This window comes from Reichenbachiella ulvae (assembly GCF_025833875.1).
In the GTDB taxonomy this organism is placed as follows: Bacteria; Bacteroidota; Bacteroidia; order Cytophagales; family Cyclobacteriaceae; genus Reichenbachiella; species Reichenbachiella ulvae.
Window position 1 is genome coordinate 2,108,376 of the sequence record NZ_JAOYOD010000001.1, and the last position, 20,909, is coordinate 2,129,284.

Annotated in this window: 10 protein-coding genes; all 10 read right to left on the reverse strand. The window is 40.7% G+C overall.

Translation table 11 applies throughout. The annotated features are described in order from the left end of the window. Positions 1–249 precede the first annotated feature (249 nt). Positions 250–3,063, reverse strand: a complete 2,814-nt coding sequence (locus tag N7U62_RS08325) for a BNR-4 repeat-containing protein (RefSeq protein ID WP_264137481.1) — start codon at positions 3,061–3,063, stop codon at positions 250–252. Between the two features lie 502 nt (positions 3,064–3,565). Next, the gene (locus tag N7U62_RS08330; protein WP_264137482.1) at positions 3,566–6,028 is read right to left on the reverse strand and encodes a beta-galactosidase; all 2,463 of its coding nucleotides are present in this window, start codon (positions 6,026–6,028) and stop codon (positions 3,566–3,568) included. Positions 6,029–6,080: 52 nt separating this feature from the next. After that, positions 6,081–6,941, reverse strand: coding sequence for a hypothetical protein (locus N7U62_RS08335; protein ID WP_264137483.1), 861 nt, complete (start codon positions 6,939–6,941; stop codon positions 6,081–6,083). Between the two features lie 4 nt (positions 6,942–6,945). Next, positions 6,946–8,193, reverse strand: a complete 1,248-nt coding sequence (locus N7U62_RS08340) for a hypothetical protein (RefSeq protein WP_264137484.1) — start codon at positions 8,191–8,193, stop codon at positions 6,946–6,948. Between the two features lie 113 nt (positions 8,194–8,306). Further along, complete coding sequence (locus N7U62_RS08345) at positions 8,307–9,989, reverse strand: RagB/SusD family nutrient uptake outer membrane protein (protein ID WP_264137485.1); 1,683 nt, start codon at positions 9,987–9,989, stop codon at positions 8,307–8,309. 41 nt (positions 9,990–10,030) lie between these two features. Beyond that, the gene (locus N7U62_RS08350) at positions 10,031–13,084 is read right to left on the reverse strand and encodes a SusC/RagA family TonB-linked outer membrane protein (RefSeq protein ID WP_264137486.1); all 3,054 of its coding nucleotides are present in this window, start codon (positions 13,082–13,084) and stop codon (positions 10,031–10,033) included. A 29-nt stretch (positions 13,085–13,113) separates the two neighbouring features. Continuing rightward, positions 13,114–14,022 carry a hypothetical protein gene (locus N7U62_RS08355; protein WP_264137487.1) on the reverse strand — a complete coding sequence of 303 codons (909 nt, stop codon included), beginning with the start codon at positions 14,020–14,022 and terminating at the stop codon, positions 13,114–13,116. 215 nt (positions 14,023–14,237) lie between these two features. Further along, positions 14,238–18,341 (reverse strand): hybrid sensor histidine kinase/response regulator transcription factor, encoded by a 4,104-nt coding sequence (locus tag N7U62_RS08360; protein ID WP_264137488.1) that lies wholly within the window; start codon positions 18,339–18,341, stop codon positions 14,238–14,240. Between the two features lie 447 nt (positions 18,342–18,788). Then, the gene (locus N7U62_RS08365; RefSeq protein ID WP_264137489.1) at positions 18,789–19,640 is read right to left on the reverse strand and encodes a hypothetical protein; all 852 of its coding nucleotides are present in this window, start codon (positions 19,638–19,640) and stop codon (positions 18,789–18,791) included. Positions 19,641–19,661: 21 nt separating this feature from the next. Next, a complete protein-coding gene (locus N7U62_RS08370) occupies positions 19,662–20,909 on the reverse strand; it encodes a hypothetical protein (protein WP_264137490.1) in 1,248 nt (415 codons plus the stop codon).

A 20,909-nucleotide genomic window follows, 5' to 3' on the forward strand; every position in this document is an offset into this window, starting at 1 on the left:
AGTCTTCCATATTTACCCGCATTAGCCTTGGAAAAACTTTGGTAAGTACACACCAATTGGGATAAATTGTAACCACGAGAAAAAATCGCTATCGGTACTGCACTCTCACCATTCACAGTAAGATAAAACCAACTAAACCTCCGATTTCATCGTGGTATATGCCCTAAGTTTTATTGCATGATTTGGGGTTAAAATCCATAGCTGATTGATTTGCTCCCTACCCTTCGAAGGGTAGAGAGCAAGATCTGATTATTCAACAATCAATTTCTGCTGGTACATAAGACCTTGATTATCGATGGCCTTGATTAGATACATTCCTCTGGTAAACAAAGTACCCTTAGATAACTCAATCTTGCCCTCTATGGAATCAGTTTGATAAAGCTCCAAACCTCCCAAAGTATAAATCGCCAAAGTTTCAATGGAATTACCGTCAAGGGTAATAGTAAACTTGTCCTTCGCAGGATTCGGGTAAATTTGGAGATACTGGCCCTTCGGTTTTGAAGCAGCACTTTCATTATCCGATCTCATGCGGGCACCACCCGACGGGATATACGTAATCTCCAGCTTAGCTGAAGGAACACTACTTTCTTTGGAGGCAAAGGCTGCATCATTTCCTCCTGATTGAGTCAATATTAGACTTAATTCTCCACCACCGCTGATGGATGATTCATCCAATGCCCAAGTGTAGGTCGAGCCCACATTGTAGGTCGTATTGATCGACCCCAGCTGTCCAGAAGAAGACGGTGCATTGCTGGTCGATAGATTATCCTCTGTCCAATTGCTGGAATTGCCTTTGGCTACTGTGATCAATCCACTGCCCCCATCGCTATCGCATGTCAGCTTTAGCTGGGCATCTGTAATCGTACCATTGATCGATGAAAGATCGAACTGCAGATAACCTACCCTATTTCCACTTTCGATTCGAATCAGTGTATTGTTATGCCTAGTACTGCCCTGTAGATAAGCATCTTCTGTAGGCGAAAGCGTAGTAGTAACCGGATCAGGAGTGACTGAGCCTTCCACGATGTTTAGCTCGTTGATACTCACCCAGTTGCTGGAATAGCCAGTCGCGCCGGTCACTGTCAGTTTCACATATCGGCCGCTGGTAGAGGCAAAGCTATGCTCGATAGGATGTGATGCGGCTTTACCGGACTGATTCACCACCTCTACAAAGCCACTGTTTGGATTGTCTGATATGCTGATCGTATAGTGATAGGATCGGTTCTGGTAGGTGTGCACCTGTGTACCCACTATGTTCTTTGATTCTCCATAGTCGATTACTACTGATTTAGGATACACCTGCGCACTCCAGCGATGGTCATCGTCGGTCAAGCCGTCCAATAGATTTTCTGCCACATTGGGAGCCTGCGCTCCGTCTGCGGATTCGATCTCAGGGTAGGAAACTGACTTGACATAACATTTTTTGACCGTGCCTGGGATTGGATCTCCAAACGTGGCATTGCTACAAGTCACATCGCTGGTTTGGTTGTAGAGGTAATTGAATTGGCCAATGGCACCATAGGCTATGTCAATGGTACCTGTTACATTTACCATATCCCCTTCGTCAGCGGCATAAGAGAAGCCCGCGGGTGGAGCGTCATTTTCGTCCAGACCTAAGTCAATTATTTGAAGATGGGTTGGCTGTGCGGCTCCTGATTGGTTTTCCATCAAATAGTAGTGGACTTTGCCATTAGAAATATGAACAACACCATGTCTGAAAGATTTACCACTGGTAGCTTCATAGACCCTAGTAAAATCATTAGTTCCACCCTCAGCTTTGTCTACAAATGGACGACCGCCAGAAAGACCTATTAAATAAATGTCGTTTTTATAAGCATAAAAATCACCGCCTGGAAAATCGGTGGTTGTTATGAAATTATTTGTACCACCTTTTTTGTATGTATGTACCCAGGTGGATTGTCCATTACATCTAACCACAGTACGCATATGCACATCACCCCTCTCGGTTGCAGTCCAATCCGCTCCACCAGATAGGGTAACAGAATTCGGAGATGTGCAGCTCACCTCATCTCCTGGTTCTGACACCATGATTTGATCAGGGTCAATTAAAGGAAGTGAAAAACCTGTACCCGCATGATTTTTCCATTGACTGAGTCCATTTGGATCATCCGAATAAGCATAGTAGAACCCATTATTGTACTTAAATTTGTCATTATTGTTACTTGATCGTTTGCAAAAGCCAATCCGCATCTTCCCGCTTTCAAATTTTATATCGCCATACAGTCCCCAGTTGTAAGACAAGCCATTGTTTTTAGCTCCAAGGATATTGAACTGTGTAAAGTCACTCCAACTGTTCCCATCATACTTGCAGAATTTATAGGCACCGTTGTTATTACCTCCCTCACGAATCCACATAAAAAGGTCACCTTGTTTGTTGGTAAAAAAGTGTGGATAGGTAAGCGACTGGTAATCAGTACCGTCTCGCATTTTGATATGCTTGTAGTCACCATCACTGTCCTTAACAAACTTGTCAAGGGTGAATTCAGCATCGGCAATTTTGGCTACATTTTTCATAGAAAATGAATACCTGAAATAGTCATCGGCCAAACTTCCATCCGATGGTTTAGTAGGACTATATGCGTGCATATCATACAAAAGATGAATAGTCTCATCTTTTGGGCAAATACCTACGGCAATGGTATTGTGAGATTCCCCTATCCACCATCTGTTTTGATAACCGTTGTGCCGATGAGGAAATTCAATGGTTTTCACCACACCTGTATAGGGGTTGTATCTACTCAGCATTACCTGCCTGTTGAACTTACCACCCTTGTACCAGGTCAAAAACACATAGCCATCATATTCTTCGATACAGTCACCATGTACACTGATCTTGTTACCAAAGAAAAAATCGTAAACGGCTGTACCGTTGTCTGGCTCATTGGATGGTACATCGTTACCATCGAAGAACAGCGCATTAGTAGCAATTTGGACTTCACTCTCTAACTGTATTTGAGAAAGTGCGTCCACACCCATTGTCAAGATAAATAAAAGTAGCAGCCCATACTTGAGCTTTCCTAATAAATAGTTTTTAGTCTTCATTGTTTGTATAGATTTAGTTCATAAAAAGAGTTAAATAATTCGCACTAGAACTGTCTACCGGTTCAACCCTACTACCAACTTCTCAAACTATTACAATGATTTCCCCTCCAACCTCACTCGATTACTCTTACAACATTCACTTAGTAATCCTTTCCTTCAATCCTTTTCTAAAAAGAGAGGGAAAATATCCAATTCGCTAGACAAAAAATTGACTTCATATCTGGCCAAAACATTCGCGGACTAAACAAAAAAATCGGCCTTATTTAATTGGAAAATTACCTTAGAACAAGAACACATAAATCCAAAAAATAGTAAAATAATCCAATTCAATATGAGAGACATATTTATTAAACACTTAGATATTAATTTCAGCAGATTTAAGATCTGATAAAAGGCCATATTTTTCTTACTACTGTATTTATCATTGCCGCCTTATAAAGAATCTTTTACCTGACTTCATTCAGAGCGAAAGCCAATTCTGATCTACTCTAATTAATGATATCTAATTCTTTATCTCAATCAAGCAGACCTCTTTGATATCCATTGAGATTTTCTCCCCGTTTACTGGCTTTTGATTCAACATGTCAAATCCATCCAGCACATCACCCTGATTATTGAATAATTGAATATTCACAGGTGTTGATCTTAGGTTTACAATCAATAATACAAGGCGCCCATCCACCATAGTGACACGATGCATCACACCAAAGGCATTCTGCTTATTTAATATTTTAACTTTTACCAAAAGTTCATCTATCAAGGGTTGAAATATTTCCCCAAGTTGTTTGTCAAGATCGGGTGCTGTGGCATAGTCATACTTAGGAATATCCTCGAGAAAAGAAATTGCTTCCTTATCAACAGGAAATCCAAAATCGTCATCGACTATTCCTTGTTGACCAATTTGTATCAATTGCACCCCATTTCTCTTGGCCGTACGTAGTATCTCTATCGATTCTGGTGTTAAAAACTGAATATCAGCAATCAAAAGATATTCAGTATCTGGAGGCAGTCCATTATTTGCCAGTATTTTTTCAGTCACGAAACCTAACGGCACGCCATGAAAACAGCTAGCCTCATAGGTCCGATGCAAGCTTTCAATGTGTTTTTGATTTTGAATGTAAGATGGTTTGGAAACTAAAAGTCGAATCGGTCTAGCGGATGGTTTGGCCAAGGAAGCAATTTCGTTGGAAAAACGGTTTAACCTGTTCATCGTCTGAAAATACTCGGCGGCAACAATAGGTTGTGTGGATATACTACCATAAAACCAAGATTTGAGCTCCTCACTAGGAAAGGGGTTGGGACCGTATCGCTGGTGCCAATACCAAACCATATTGGCCACCATACCATGCAAATGCGCCAACCAAAGCGATGCTGAAGCATGTCCATACCCTATATCAGGTACACGAATCGGGTTGATCGAAAAGGCATGATACTCCATATCTACGATAGGACGATTGGGCTCCAAAGAAGTCAGGTAATCATACAAAAATGATTGTCCCAACCAATGGAAACTGTACAGCGATTCATCATAGTTGAGTACTGCTCTTGGTGCGTTGGAATCCATTATCACAGCCATTCGAGGTTCAGTTTCGGGTAACGGTCTGGTATCCACTCCATGTAGGTTGATTGCCGATGTTAACATTTCTCGATCAATTCCATCAGCAACAGCAAAGGGCTTGGGACCAAGACTATTATTATCCTGAGCTTTCATATGAATAATAGCCTCTGGACTTTGGTGGCGAATTTCAGTTGCCACAATTCCAAAAAATCTCGCTACGCGATAATTATGGAAAGTGATAAGATCATACCATTGGCCTGGAGAGTAATCTAATGCAGGAATTATTTTTGGCGGAGCTGTTCGTTGCCCAGGATTATATTCTGGTTGGGTGGGATTGTCTTTTGGTTTTGGGATTTCACTGAATGAGACATAGTCAGTATTCCAAGAGTGGTTTAGAGCTTCGATAGTTTGGTGGCGACCTTCTAGCCATTCATGAAAGTGCTTCATTCCATGATCTGTCCACCCCTTCATATCAAAGAATGGTTCATTGGCCATATCCCAACTAAGTATGGCAGGTTCATCAATGATCTGAGGGATGAACTGTGACATCACTATACTGATCAATTCAAATGTACCCGGATGGTCTATATCCAAATCTACTCCGTTACTTGCATGCTTGGTTATGCCCGGCCACAATTCTTCCAATAATTCCTCATTACCACCCCATTTGAGTCGCATATCTACTCTGACCCCAAGCGCCTCAAACTTTTTGAGCTCAGCAATCTTGTCATCAACAACGGCCTGATCGATGGTCTTGTCTTTGGTTATTAATTGAGGGATTGAAATACTCAACCCAACTACACCCAGACCCATGTCCCGCATTTCGGTAAGAAAATCCTTTGACTCTGCTTCATCTGAATCTGTCCACTCGGGATACAGATCACGATTTACCAGCTGCCGATCTACAATATTGAATCCTCCAGGAAAAACAACTCGATCCTCCACTCGAAAATACCCATCCTCGAACACCATTTCGTTCCATGAAATAGGCTCATTCATTGCCCGACCTACAGGCTGTTGGTTGGTCATTTGCAAAGCTTTATCCACGAGCTTCAAGGCATCTGTGAGCTGCCTATCGATATGCTGATCGTATCGTTGATTCCGTTCCTCTGGACTTAGTTTCTCCTGACCTGGCCAGAGGTCATTTCGAGCGAGCGCATCCTTAGTAAGTTCAGGATGATCTAACTCCCAGCGGATATAATCTGCAAAATACCCTGCTACATTTCTATTAATTACTTCATCTGAATTTGCGCCTCCTCCATTTTCTGACAAGACAATTGAGACTTCATTAATTTTTTCATTCAACACAGATAGTCGTTGTTCAAATTCATTGTGTTCGCTACGCTGGCAACTAGAAATGACACTAAGCATGAACATCGTCAGAAACGAAAGAATATATCTTTTCAATAGCATAATTCTTATCTAATTTTTAATATGAAGTCACAATATTTTAATTCAATCACAAAGCATCAATGCTTTTACTTTCTGCATAGTCGAGCAATAATTTCCTTACGTCATACACAGCGGGTTGAATTTCCCCACCATTGATATTGGCTCCCGTAATCCAGTAGTACACCATGCCAGCATCAGAGCAGTCCCATTTTCCTTTCTGAAATTGAACTACATCATCAACCTCAGCCATTTTGCCCATCAGCCAAACCCATTTAATTCGATGATCAGGATGATTCTTGGCCCAATCCCAGCGCTCTTCATCTACTTTCAACAATATGTTTTGATCTGGAATACGCACTTCCTCTACGTCGAATTCTAAAATCTCCTCCCATTCATAAAATTCTCCTGTGTTATCGTTGACAGGATGATGCGTAATCACTTTCACAAACTGGTGCTTTTCTTTTGAAGAAGCATCTAATGCTAGTCCAATCAAATCAGGCTCACCTGATTCGATAATCCACAGCGGGTCATCAGCAGAAGAGGCATTTATAGCCTTGGCTAAATCCGCAATGGCTATGTCCAAATTCTTTTTAGCATCGATAAAACCGATATGATCAAAACCTCCCCATCTGCGGGCGGTACCTACACAAGACAAGGCCATCATTTCATGTCTTTCCTTTTCGGCTGACTTTGAAATTCGTTTGACCGGGATGATATCGCAACTATGTGAATAATGAACCAATCGATCTTCAAGACCTGCTGCACGTAATAGCGCTAGTGATACTGCCGTCCCTCCCAAATCGTCAGGATCCGGCGAGTTGCCATCAGCCACTATGGCAATGCGGCCTGCTGGCGGATTAATTTTGGGAGCGGCTACTAACGATGAAACAACAAGCAGCGTACAGAACACAAGAATATATTTTAGCATTTTGTTATTTGTTTTGGACGTATGAAAGTGAAGTATTTTGAATTTTCTGACCTTTGCCTACTGGCGTAAATATGATACCAGCCCAGCGTCCACGCGTAAACTCCTGTCCATCGGTTCCCACTTTGGCCCATACAGTTATCTTATCTCCTTTAGTCATGGATACCCCTTTCCATAGGGCATTAGAATTCTTACCCATTTCAAACATGTTTTCAGATATTTTTGGAGAATACTCACCCAACTCTTTACCATTGATAGATATGCGAAAGGTAGAGCTGCCGTCATTTTCACCAACAGCTACGAAAACCAAATCATATTTTCCGCTTTCATAATCGAAGGAAGTACTGGTAATGGCTTCTTTATACTCTTCGGGATTGATTGCCATCCAGTTTTTTCCGTGCTCATAATAATTTGTACCTAGCGATGGAAACTGCTGAGCTGCTATCCACTTGGTCTTTGGTATTGATTGAGCCAGTTTTTCAAAATAGGTCTTTTCAATCTTGGGTGCTGGCACAGCTGGATAAGCATCGGGCAATGCCGCATTGGCCACTACTTTTGGGCCAGTACCTTCAGGTTTATAATACCTGTCTTTGGTCAGGATAAATTTGTCAAACTCAAAGCCATCCTCTCTCATACTAAATTGAATATCGTGAATACCAGGTTTTAAGATGTCCAAATAAATGGCATAGGGGATGCCGCAGTGAACTTCGTCGGTGCGTTGCTTGCTGCTCCAGGTCCATTCGTTTTTGCCATCACACCACTGAATTCGCTGACCACTTTCTGGCCACTTATAGTTCAGCCCTACGTGAACTCCATTGTCCTCTCCTCCAGTGCTATAAGCCCTTGCCCAAACGTAGTACCGCCCTGGATTGGTAAACTTAACCTTATAGTGTACTGTGGGCATGCTATCAGGGATGTTGTTAAAATTTTCGCCATTGACTAGCGGATCTGCATGTGTTACCCTTGTATCTGGTAAAATTTCTAAGTAGGCATTGTTGCTAGCGCCATAAACGTGCAAAGTATCTTCGTCGCGTCCAGCATTCGGTTTTTCATTTTTTGATGACCGATACCACTCCCGTTTATCGGTCTTGGATTGTCTATAGAAGAATTCGGCCTCCACAGCCACTATTCCCAGTTTCTCTTCAAATATTATACTTTCATCAACTATTGGGTTGGTATATGTTGATTGTGCATTGGTATGCAAAATGCAGGTAGCGAAGATGGCTACAATAACTAAGAGCGATTTTATTTTCATTGAAAATTCCGTAATGTGATTAATAAGGTTTGTACCAATATGAATTGGCAGTCCAACAGAAAAAAGAAACCGGAATCAGATATACTGATTCCGGTATATAGTTAATTTCAAAGTTATTGCGGGTAGCCAGGGTTTTGTGTTAACACATTTCCGCTTCTCTCAATTTCGGTAGAAGGAATAGGCCAAACGTAGTGCATACTTGGATCAAAGATTCTGACATTGGCTATACCATCAGGATTGAAACCTACAGTAGCCTCATCTCCCGTAGCGATGGTTAGTCCTTGAACTTGATATCCATTTTGAATTTCTATCTGACCGCTTCTCTTCATATCAAAGTAAGTCCATCCTTCAAAACCAAGCTCAACAATTCGCTCACGATAGATATCGTCCATGGTAATACTACCGGCAGTATATGCAGGTAGCAAGGCAGAAGCTCTCGCTCTAACAGCATTGATCGTATTGTCTAGTACAGTCTGAGAAACACTACCTACACCATCGCGCATAGCCACAGCCTCAGCATGACAAAGTAATATATCTGCATACCTAAAGATCACATAATCGAGTGGCCCGTCCCAGCTTGCAGAAGTTCCTGCACCAGGCACTACATACTTGCGCATTCTCAATCCTGTAAGCGCATCCTTAGGCCCTCTAAATTCATGAGGATATAAAATATCATTATCATTAAGATCGAGGAAACGAGCGCCAGGTCGAATAATGGTATGATCCATTCTAGGATCTCTTCCTTCAAAGTACTCGTAAATCTCATTGGGAATAGAATGCTCTCCGAGAGAATTCAACGGACTTTCATTTACAAAGTCAACACCCTCCTGAGGGTTAGGAATGATTCGCTCAAATTGATCAACAAACCAAAGCGTTGGTTGAATAAAAGACCAGCCACCGGCGGCAGCAGACCCATGAGCATACATCTTCTCTACGTAGCTACCGTCTTCGGCATCATTCATAAACACGTGTTGCACGCTGAAGATTATTTCTTCATTGTTCTCATTGTTGATGTTGATTACATCCTCATAATTAGGCAACAGGCTGTATTCCCCATCGCTAATAATTTGACCTGAAACGGTGGCAGCCGTAGCCCAATCTTTTTCATACAATGCCGTTTTTACCTGTAAGGCCATAGCCGCACCTCTTGTAGCTCTTCCTACCTCGGCATCTGCACGAGTAGGTAAATTTGCTACGGCAAATGACAAGTCATCTTTGATTAAAGCCACTACATCAGCCACTGGCGATCGAGGTGTAGAAGCATCCTCTACAGTAGGCACATCGGTAAACAAAGGCACATCACCAAAAAGCTCAATTAGCCAATAGTAATACATAGCACGCAGGAATCTCGCTTCGCCTTTCATCCTATTTTTAACTTGATCTACATTCGCCCCTGAAAATTCAATCCCATCTATATTGGCAAGAAAATCATTGGCTCTTACCACACCTCTAAAGCCAAGTCTCCAGCACACTGCCAGATATTCGTTGGTACCAGTGTGCACGCCATCTCCCACAGGTCTCAGCCTGTGAGACTGACGTTCGAAACCTATCGGTGTGACATCAGCCAATACCCCCATAGAAGCCCAAGATGCACATCCACGATACGGATTGCCATGCTTAGGAGGATTCAAAGCATCGTAAATGGCTACTAGTCCGGCATTTGCGTCATTTTCATCGATCCAGAAAGTCGCTGATGACAGCTCATCTTTCGGATTCTTATCTAAGAAGTCGTCACCACATGAAAATGTAGTAGCTGACAGAATTAGAATTAATATTAAATTCTTTATATGATTCATAATTATATTTTTATTCGGTACAATATGAGTTCAGTGAAATTCTAGAATCCAACGTTTACACCAAAGATGATCGTACGAACGTTGAAATTTCGAACATTGGTAGTTTCCGGGTCAAATCCCCACTCTTCATTTGTAAAAGTGAACAAGTTATCCGCACTCACGTAAACTCTAAGCTTTGATATATTTTTGTCCGTCAGTAGAGAATGGGTAAAATCGTAGCCCAATTGCATATTTTTTACTCTGAGGTAAGAAACATCTTTCACCCAAAAATCAGAAGTAGCTATGTTTAGATCTCTGGTATCTGGTGACATCCTAGGCAAAGTCCCGTCAGGGTTTTGTGCTGACCATTCTTCGTCTACCCAGCGTTGAGGAATAACTCCTTTATTCACCCAGTTCATCGGTGTAATAGACCAATCCCAGGTATTTCTATCGCGTTTGGATATCCCTTGGATGAGCATACTAAAATCAAACCCTTTATAGTTCAATCCAATATTACCTCCATAGGTATATTTAGGAATTTTGTTTCCAATCACGACCTGATCTTCCGAACCGATCACACCATTGGCAGCATCCGGAACACCATCACCATCGGTATCTTCAGTAATTTGATCTTTTATATGAAGGTCTCCCAATGTGGTATTGGCTCTGTGAGTGGCCGCATTGGCTAATTGCTCTTGAGTTTTGAAGATTCCTTCTACTTCGTAACCAAAATACGAATCGTATGCATAGCCTATTTGTGTACCACCCGTTTTGATGTCTGCAAAGTAATCGGTCACTTCGTTGTCAATTATGGTAAGGTTTGCAGATACATTATATTTCAGTTCCCCGATCGCATCTCGATAGCCTACCACAAACTCATATCCTTTATTTCTCATCGAAGCAAGGTTAACTACAGGCTCATCTTTGTTTCCTAAGAAGTAAGGAATCGGCAGTTCAGTCAAAATACCTTCAGTATCTCGTATAAAGTAATCAGCCGTCAAGCTCAATTTACCTTCAAAGAAAGCCGCATCTATTCCAAAATCTGTTGTGGTGGTTTCCTCCCATACAATTTCTTCATTTGTAAGAGCCGTTTGTGCAATACCTGACGATACTACTCCATTAAATGAGTAATTCTGATTCAACCCATAGGTAGGCTGGTATGGATAGTTACCAACTCTGTTGTTACCCAGTTGCCCCCAAGAAGCTCTTACTTTCAAATGATCCAAAAATCTAATACCACTCATAAAAGCTTCTTCGGACAAATTCCATCCAGCAGAAAAAGATGGGAAATAACCCCAACGATTTCCTTCTTTGAACCGAGAAGAGCCATCTGCTCTAAGATTGGCTTCCAAAAGGTACTTGCCGTTGTAGTCGTAGTTTATTCTACCAAAATACGACTCCATAGACCACTCAGCGATAGTTCCATTTCCAGCATTCAACTCCAACCCAGCATTTAAACCTGTTACTTCATTGTTAGGAAATTGTCTTCTTTCTACCTTGAGTTGATCAGATCTAAACTGCAGACCTTCATATCCGCCCAAGAGGTTGAAGTTGTGATTATCAAAACTTTTGCTATAGTCAAGCAAAAAGTTGGTATTCACTAGGTAATCCTGTTTATGCTCTACGATACCTCTCCTACCGGTACCTAATTCCACCTGATCCACCACTATATCCCGATTAAAATCCCATAGGTCATATCGTTTGAAGAACTGATTCGAAACGTTGTTACCGAAGTTCAAAGACACCTTTGCAGTTGCTTTCAGGCCAGAAATAACTTCCCACTCGGCAAAAACGTCTCCCATCACTTTACGATTGTTCTCTTCGTGGACTCTATTGGCTAGTTCAGCGTAAGGATTGTCAGTACCACTGGTAGATGCGCTTTGAGGTCCGCCCCATCTTCCATCAGGGTGACGCACAGTAGGGACATTAGGCACCCACTGAATAGAAGTATTGACATTATTTGGTTTTTCGTTCGTCCATCTAAAAAACACGTTTCCTCCAATTTTCAAACCTTTGGCCACTTCTGTTGACAAATTGGTTCTCACGCCATATCGCTGTAGACTATTGCCACTTATAATACCATCCTGATCCAAGTAGCTCAATGAAAAACGGTACTGCGTCCTTTCATTTCCCCCGCTGTAGCCTAAAGAATGGTTCATGATAGGGGCCGTGCCACCATACACTTCTTCATACCAGTTCACATTGGGATGATTGAGGGGATCGTTAGGGTTATCTCTCCACTCTTGAATCTCAGCAGCTGAAAAGATCTGCTCGTTTGGTCTGATGTAATTGGCCAGTTCCATATAGTCAGCAAAATCGCTGACATAGTCAATCATTCGTGGAATTTTTTGCACACCATAGTAGCCATTGTACGTCAAGCGTGGCTTACCTGACTCTCCTCGCTTGGTGGTAATCAGAATTACGCCATTAGCACCACGCGAACCATAAATAGAAGCCGAAGCAGCATCTTTCAAAATGGAAATATTCGCGATATCATTAGGATCAATATCATTCATGATAGATGTGCCTTCAGAAGGCACACCATCTACGACCACCAGCGGGTTAGAATTATTCATTGTACCTACTCCACGAATACGAATGGTAGCTCCATCTCCGCCAGCTGTAGCTCCACTGTTTTGAACTACACTTACACCAGCGGCCATACCAGACAGTCCAGCACTAAGATTGGTAACAGGTCGAGTTGTCATTTCATCAGCAGAAATGGTACTAACTGAACCTGTTAGATTTTCCTTCTTTTGCTCTCCATAACCTACTACTACGATTTCATCAAGTGCAATCATATCTGACTCTAACGTAATATCCAGGACTGATCGGTTGTCAACGGGTACTTCTTGGGTAGTCATCCCCACAAAAGTGAATACCAATATAGCATTTGGAGATGCGCTAATAGTATAAGTACCATCTAGATCGGTAATAGTCCCATTGGTTGTCCCTTTTTCCAATACTGTCACCCCTGGCAGGAATTGACCGTCGGAATCTTTAATTTTCCCCTTTATCGTACCGACGTCCTGCGCCTGTAGATTAACACTCATCGCCAAACACAGTAGGAATAGCAGTGAGTTTTTCAATTGATTAAGTATAGTCTTTCGTTTCATAAATTGATAGTTTAAGTATTACATTTAAATCATATTTGTTTATAAGTTGAATGGTTAATTTCTGATGGGACATTTGACATATCCTTGGCCGATTCAGAAGATATTTTATCATTTTTATAAAGTACTATTCGATCAATGGATTGATAAAAGGATCGTCCTAATAAATAGATAGTGATAATACCCGGTTGATCCACTTCTATCTCAATTTTATGATGCCAGACATCACTTGTACAAGATTGCCAATAGAAGTTTCTGACCATCCCTCTATAAATTTTTAAATACCCAACAAGACCTTCTTCCTTATTTGGACATTCCAATTCCGTCCCTCCTTCACAATAGGGTCTCGGTTTCAACTTATGCCCCTCCTCATTGACTCCATAAAAGTGTTTGACTCCTCCAATTTTTAGCCAGGCCTCAGTATGCTCAGATCGAGAATCTTCCTGGTTAATAGCCACTCTCCAATCAAAATCGTATATACCAGTATTATTAATCTGAACATAATAGGTCATTTGACCAATCGACACGTCATAAATATTGGCAACTGGGGTGGATTCACCTCCATTGGCGGCCTGGCTATCTTCTTTGAATGACCTGAGCGGGTTTGCACTGGTGTTAGACCTCTCTCCATACGCAGCGAAGAAACCCGGCAATGTGATAGTATCCTCTCCATTACTGAATGAAACTGAAATCAAATAATCCAAAAAAAGGTTTGGATGAGTGTCTGTTTCTCTGGCTAATGGCCCTCCAATTGAGAAAGTTATTTTAAGCCTTGTTTTTTTATGTTCACCTTTGATTTTTACTGTTCCAAAATCTTGAGCGATCGAATCTCCAACTATCTCTTCTTTGGAAGAATAAAACGAATCAGTACGCGCGCCAATGGCAGGCAAGGCAATGATTAAAACCAACAATAGTATTTGAAGCTTTCTATGGATTATCATGCATTAGTTCTTTATAAATCACAGGACTCTTCGCTAGAATAAGTCTTCATATTGGAAGGACATTATTCGGAATAACCTGCATCTACTCAGCTGCTAAAAGTAGAATTGCCAAGATGAAATCACCCATGGCAAAAAAAAAACAATACAATGGTTTTTACATAAAAACCTCTATTTCAACACGTTAAAAAAAGGATCTATTGGAGATAGCAGAATAATTATTTCAATTTAGATCCTTGTTGCTCTTTGAATTCAGAAGGGGTGACTGAAAATTCTTTTTTGAAATGATCTCTAAAATGCTGTAAGTCTGTATACCCTACTTGATAGGTAACTTGAGAAACACGACTATCTTTTGCTTTGAGTAACATTGCCGCGCGATGTAATCTTAGCAAGCGAATAAATTGGACGCTTGTCTTTCCTGTCAGCGCTTTAATCTTAGTATTCAAGTTATTTTTCGAAATATCGACTTGTCGGGCTAGCATTTCTACAGAGAATTCCGGACTTGCCATATACTCTTCGATGGTATTGTTGATTTGGCGCATAAACTGTTCGTCTCGTGTGTTCAAGTCAATTTCATCAGGCTTAAAGAACGGATTATCGGCAATTCTCTTCCATAGTTGTTGTCTTGAGTAGAATATCGAAACTATCCGAGCAACAATGATTTCAAAATCGAAGGGTTTTCCCACATAGGCATCGGCACCTAGTTTAAATCCATGAAGTTCTGATTCATGGTTTGTTTTGGCAGTCAGCAAAACAATGGGGATATGACAAACTCGATCATCGTTCTTTATCGCATTGCACAACTCATACCCATTCATTTCGGGCATCATAATATCGCTGATAACTAAATCAGGATTATTTTCAATGCAACTCTTAAGACCAATTTGTCCATTTTTTGCGCTAAGGACGTTAAAATGATCGCGTAATTTATCTGATAAAAAAGACAACAAATCCTCATTATCTTCTACTATCAAGATGGTTCGGTTGCTATATGAAGAAGTGTTTAATTCTCCTTCCAATAGTCCATCTTGTTCAACCTGATCAAAAACCTCAATTGGTTTTGCTTCGAAACGATACATAGGATGATCTAAGTGATTCGCGTCTTTTGGAAAGAAAAGAAAAAAAATTGAACCTTCTCCTTTTTTACTGGCTAATTCTATCCGCCCCCCATGAAGCTCTACCAAGCCTTTGGTTAGGTTTAATCCTATACCAGTACTCTGTGTGATTTTAGTAGCCATACTTGCCCTAGAAAAACGTTCAAAAATTGTGTTTTGAACATCCTCAGAAATACCCACACCATTATCCTCGACTTCTATTGCTATGTCGTTGTTTATTTCCTTTAGCCTTACATTTACATTACCTCCATCTATGCTGTATTTGACCGCATTTGATAATAAGTTATTGATGATTTTCTCCATTTTATCTTCATCGAAGTAAAATTCTATTGAATTTGCTTCACTTCTAAAATGCAGATCAACGTTCTTGTTCTTAGCCAGAATCTGAAAGGAAGCGACTCTTGATTCAATCAATGGAACAATGTCCTTATACTCAATAAGAAGTTCCATCTTATCTTGCTCAAGCTTTCTGAAATCCAGCAATTGATTAATCAAATGATTCAGTGTGTTTACATTTCGACTGATGATCGACAATTCCTTGTTGACCTTATCTAAAGGCATGGTTCGCCAATTAGGTGCTATGCTTTCGAAATAACTCTTGATAATTGTAATCGGGGTTCGCAACTCATGGGACACATTGGTAAAAAAACTTAGTTTATACTGTGTAAGCAGTTCCGTCTTTTCTTTTTCGATATGCTCCATCATCAGGTCTCTTTTGACCTTGTTGCGAATGAAAGAATATCGAGTAAAAAAGAGAGTAGCCATCAATACAATCAACATATAGGCAGCAATCGCTACATTATTCTGATACCAGGCTTTTGCAATTTCAATATTCAATTGCAAGGGTTTTTCCATCCAGACGCCATCACTATTGGTCGCTGTTACTTCAATGATATACTCTCCAGGGTGAAGGTTTGTATATTTGGCAAAACGTGATAGATGACTCGTGCTATTCCACTCCTTTTCAAATCCTACTAAACGGTATTTGTATTCAATTTTTGCAGGTGTATCGTAATTCAGTGATGAAAAATGTACGGTAAAACTTTGCTCAGTATGGTCAAACTGGATTTTGGTAGAGTCGTTCACATACTTCAGGAGTTTAGCACTAGTGAAATAAATATCTTCATTTTTTACAGGACTTACCAAATACAATGCTGTCAGTACCAATTCAGCCTCGGTACTGTCCTTTTCCAAGGACTGTGGGTAGAAAAAATTGACCCCATACTTTCCTCCAAAAAGAATCTCTCCATTTTTTCGCGTTATACATGCTCCTTGGCTAAAATCAGAATCTTGCAACCCATCGTAGGTGCTGAAATTAGTGATTTGATTTGTGTTTTGGTTGTAAGAGCTTAAGCCATTACTAGATGAAAGCCATAATTGCTGTTGACTATCCAAAACAACACCTTTGATGCAGTCACTTACCAGACCATCACTTGTGGTCAAACATGAAAATGTATTTTTATCTACATCGAATTGGTTCAGTCCTCCGCCCAGCGTCCCAATACAAATTTTCTGATTTGAGTCTTGGAGTATAGCGGTGATGTGATTGTAACTAAGACTACCTTTGTCACCAGGCAAATGGGTAAATCTTTGAAAAGTAGGGTTTGACTTATGCTGCTCATTAGAGGGCAGGATGTTAAGACCTCTATTCGTACCAATATAAAGATCTGATTCAGAACTAATAAAAAGTGAATTGATCAGATTAGAGCATAAATTCGATGTATCACTGACCAAAAAATGTTTGACGCCATTGTCAACAAGACTGTAGCGGTACAAGCCTCCTTCTTTTGTTCCAACCCATATATATTTTTCATCAGATACTAGTGCATTGATCGGACGCCTCACTGTGTTAAATAATTCTCTTAATCGACCTTTTTTGATCTGATTACCTTTAAGGTCCAATATCTGTACTTTAGTCGAGTAATCGTTCGCTACAATTATGTATGACTCTCCACTGAGTTTCACTTCGCTCAATGATCTTATGCCGTATGGTTTGCCGAGGTTCAAAACCTCAAAACTGCCTTCGTTCGCCGTATAATCTTTACCTATATGATAAAAGAGTGTGCCTTCCGATGTACCGACCCAAAGCTTTGCCTCAGAGTCTTCTAGGAAGCAATTGACTCGATTTCTAGTGTTCTTGTCATTTTGATGATTCTCGTAGAAAGTATCAAACTTTTTAGGGCGTTCAAATACTTTAGTAACACCCTCATTCGTACCCAACCATAGCATTCCTGTTCTGTCCTCGAAAATTGTATTGATTGAAATGCCTCCCAAGACGTTTTCTGTAGTACTCATTTCATGACTCACGATAGAAGCTATCGAAAGAGAGGTATCGTTTTCAAACGTTAAATATTCAAGCCCCATGTCCGTACCTACCCAAACGTGTTCATCGTCTTCAACGGTTAAGCAATTGATCTGCTTTTTGACAATTGGCTCAAAGAACAATTCCTCATTTGCGTAGTAAAGCGAATCATGAAGGCAATAAATCAAATGGCCCTTGCGAAAAGGAACTATTCTGTAAATGTTCAAACTATCCAAAACATTGGAGATAGAGGCCTTAAGTTGTTCATTTTCAAAATCCCAACATAGTTTTTTGAGTCCCTGTTTAGTTCCTATAAGGTAGGTTTTCTCACCTACTTCCTGATAACAATTTGTATACAAAGAACCTGTTTTTAGAGAGGGAAGTTCATTAACTTTTACATGCTGATATGTATTTTCTTTCTTTTTGAAAAAGAACAGCTCTTCTTTAGTTAGAACCATAGCGAAACCATTCATCATGGCTACTTGATTCACACTCTCCTGATCAAGGGTACTTGACTCAACCCCAAAAACTTGAGGAGAGAGAATTTCATCATTAGCATTTTGAAGGAGGTTCAACCCTCCGTCCGCTGTTCCAATCCAGAAATCTTGATTTTGATCCTGAGTAATTGATTGGATGATATTACTTGTAAGGCTACCAGCATCTTCAACTTTGTGCCTATACTTTTTAAACTCATACCCATCAAAACGGTTTAAACCTTCGTCGGTACCGAACCACATAAAACCCTGATAGTCTTGATATATGCAGTTTACATTGTTGTCAGATAATCCATCTTTTTTTGAAAAGGTTTCAAATTCATAGGATTGTGCCCACAAATTCAGAGACGAAAAGAAAAAGACCACAAAAAAGTATTTTAGGCCTTTATAACGTTCTTTATGTAAAAACATAAATGCACTCATTAACCGCTCTCTGAAATCTATCTAGTTAATTTAAACTCTTCAAAAATTTATTTAACCTCGGAAGATTAAATCTGAAATCAATGCTGTCTAGTTAAGACCCGTCATTGCAATACTATTGGTATGAGAGCAGAAGCTTGCTTGCCCTATTTGTCAGCCATTCCTTGGCCAGCAATCAGGTTACAGAATAATTTGGCCTAGAGAAAATCTCGTCTATGACACCAAACTTATCACGATGTTTTCATGATGAATTGGCTTGTTATTTTCAAGAAGTGAATTCTTTCTCCAAAAATTTAGGTTTCACAATTCGCCTATTATTGGTACAAAATGCCTCTCCTCCTTATGCCAAGGATATTCTTTTCATTGGTCTCATCTCCTTTAATTTTTACGATCGGTCTGTATCCATAAGTAGTTCTTTACATTTAAAAAAGAATAGTTTTACTTCTCCACAAACTCCAACAACATTTTTTTTATACCATAGACGGCAGATTGAATTTCTCCGCCATTTACATTGGCACCCGTGATCCAGTAGTAGATCATACCTGCATCGGAGCAGTCCCACTTGCCTTTCTGAAACTTCACGATGTTGTCTATTTCCGCCATTTTGCCCATGAGCCAAATCCACTGAATTCGATCATCTGGATGGTTTTTTGCCCAATCCCAATGTTCTTCATCTACTTTTAACAGTAAGTTCTGATCAGGGATACGTACTTCCTCTATATCATAGGTCAAAATTTTTTCCCATTCATAAAAATCACCAGTTTGGTCGTTGGCTGGATGGTGAGTAATCACCTTGACAAATTGATGTTTTTCCTGGAGGGAAGCATCCAGGGCAAAACCGATCAGGTCGGGCTCACCTGCCTCTACTATCCAAAGTGGGTCGTCAGCACTAGAAGCATTGATCGCTTGGGCCAAATCCGTGATAGCCTTATCCAACTCCCATTTCACATCAAGGAAATTGATATGCTCAAAACCGCCCCATCTTCGTGCGGTACCAATGCATGTCAATGCCATCATTTCATGTCGCTCTTTCTCAGCTTCCGCCGATATCCGATTGCTTTTGACAATATCACAACTATGTGAGTAATGAACCAACCGATCTGCCAAACCTGCCGATTGCAAAAGCGCAAGAGATACCGCAGTTCCCCCGAGGTCGTCCGGGTCAGGTGAATTTCCATCTGCTACCACTGCTATTCGGCCTGCCGGTGGGTTGATCACCTGCGCCACTGCTACTGGAGCCCATCCCAAATTGATTACTAAAACAGCGAAAAAAAGTCGATTGAATTGCATTACCAAATGGTTTATCTAATTTTAGTTTGGATCAAAAGTGGATGGAAAGTCCTGAATCTTCATGCCCTTGCCTACAGGGGCAAATACATTCCCAGCCCATCTGGCTCTACAAAACTCCTTGCCGTCCGTCCCTACTTGCGCAAACACTGTAATTTTATCTCCTTTTTTTAGCTCTACTGCTTTCCAAAGGGCATTAATATCCTTTCCTTCTTCGAACATGCTATTGGTATCCTTTGGTTGAAAGCTGCCAATTTCCTTACTATTGACCGAGAACCTGAAAGTCGAACGACCATCATTTTCACCTACACCTACAAACACTACGTCATACTTTCCACTTTCAAAAGGAAAAGGCAAACTCGTAACTGCCTCTTTATGCGTAGTTGGGTTTATAGCCAACCAATTTTTTCCATGGCGATAGAAATCCGTACCTACAGAAGGAAATTCCTGTGCCGATATGGATTTATTTTCTGGCCATGCGTCCGCTACTTTCTTAAAGTAGTTCTTCTTCAAAATCGGCTTTTTTACCTCAGGAAATTTTGCAGGAAGTGAGCCAGAAGCAACGACTTTTGGCCCCATACCTTTTGGGGTGTAGGCCACATCATTAGTTAAAATAAATTTATCTAATTCAAAACCGTCTTCTCGCATACTGATCTGAATATCGTGTACACCAGGAGCTGAGATATCCAGGTAGACTGAATCAGGAATACCACAATGTACTTCTTTGGTGCGCTGCTTATTGCTCCAGGTCCATTGATTTTTTCCATCGCACCACTGAATGCGCCTTCCGCTGCTGGGCCACTCTCCATCCGCTCCAATATGCACCCCGTTGTCTTCACTACCTGTACTAAAGGCTTGGGCCCATACATAGTACCTACCTGGCACATCAACTTTCACCTTGTAATGAAGCACAGCTAGCTCTCCAGGTTTATCACTAAAATTCTCCCCTTTTAGGAGTGGATCATCATGTGTTACTCGAGTATCCGGCAAAATCTCAAGGTAGGCATTGTGGCTCGCCCCAAACACATGAGGCGAATCTCCATCCTTGCCAGCCATTGGATTTTCTAGCTTCGAAGAACGATACCACTTCCTTACCTCTGTTTTGGTTTGCTTATAGAAAAATTCCGCCTCAATGGAAATCACCTCATCTTTGCCTTCAAAAACCATATTTTCATCGACAATGGCATTGGTCAAATCAGCATGTTGCGCTTTCGGAAAATTTCCGAAAACCACTACTGCAACAATGGTTATATAAGCTGTTTTTAATTTCAT

Bases quoted from the DNA above. Each gene is read 5' to 3' on its own strand.
- N7U62_RS08335 (WP_264137483.1), bottom strand. From the start codon at position 6,941: ATGCTAAAATATATTCTTGTGTTCTGTACGCTGCTTGTTGTTTCATCG.
- N7U62_RS08355 (WP_264137487.1), bottom strand. From the start codon at position 14,022: ATGATAATCCATAGAAAGCTTCAAATACTATTGTTGGTTTTAATCATT.
- N7U62_RS08365 (WP_264137489.1), bottom strand. From the start codon at position 19,640: ATGCAATTCAATCGACTTTTTTTCGCTGTTTTAGTAATCAATTTGGGA.
- N7U62_RS08350 (WP_264137486.1), bottom strand. From the start codon at position 13,084: ATGAAACGAAAGACTATACTTAATCAATTGAAAAACTCACTGCTATTC.
- N7U62_RS08340 (WP_264137484.1), bottom strand. From the start codon at position 8,193: ATGAAAATAAAATCGCTCTTAGTTATTGTAGCCATCTTCGCTACCTGC.
- N7U62_RS08325 (WP_264137481.1), bottom strand. From the start codon at position 3,063: ATGAAGACTAAAAACTATTTATTAGGAAAGCTCAAGTATGGGCTGCTA.
- N7U62_RS08360 (WP_264137488.1), bottom strand. From the start codon at position 18,341: ATGTTTTTACATAAAGAACGTTATAAAGGCCTAAAATACTTTTTTGTG.
- N7U62_RS08345 (WP_264137485.1), bottom strand. From the start codon at position 9,989: ATGAATCATATAAAGAATTTAATATTAATTCTAATTCTGTCAGCTACT.
- N7U62_RS08370 (WP_264137490.1), bottom strand. From the start codon at position 20,909: ATGAAATTAAAAACAGCTTATATAACCATTGTTGCAGTAGTGGTTTTC.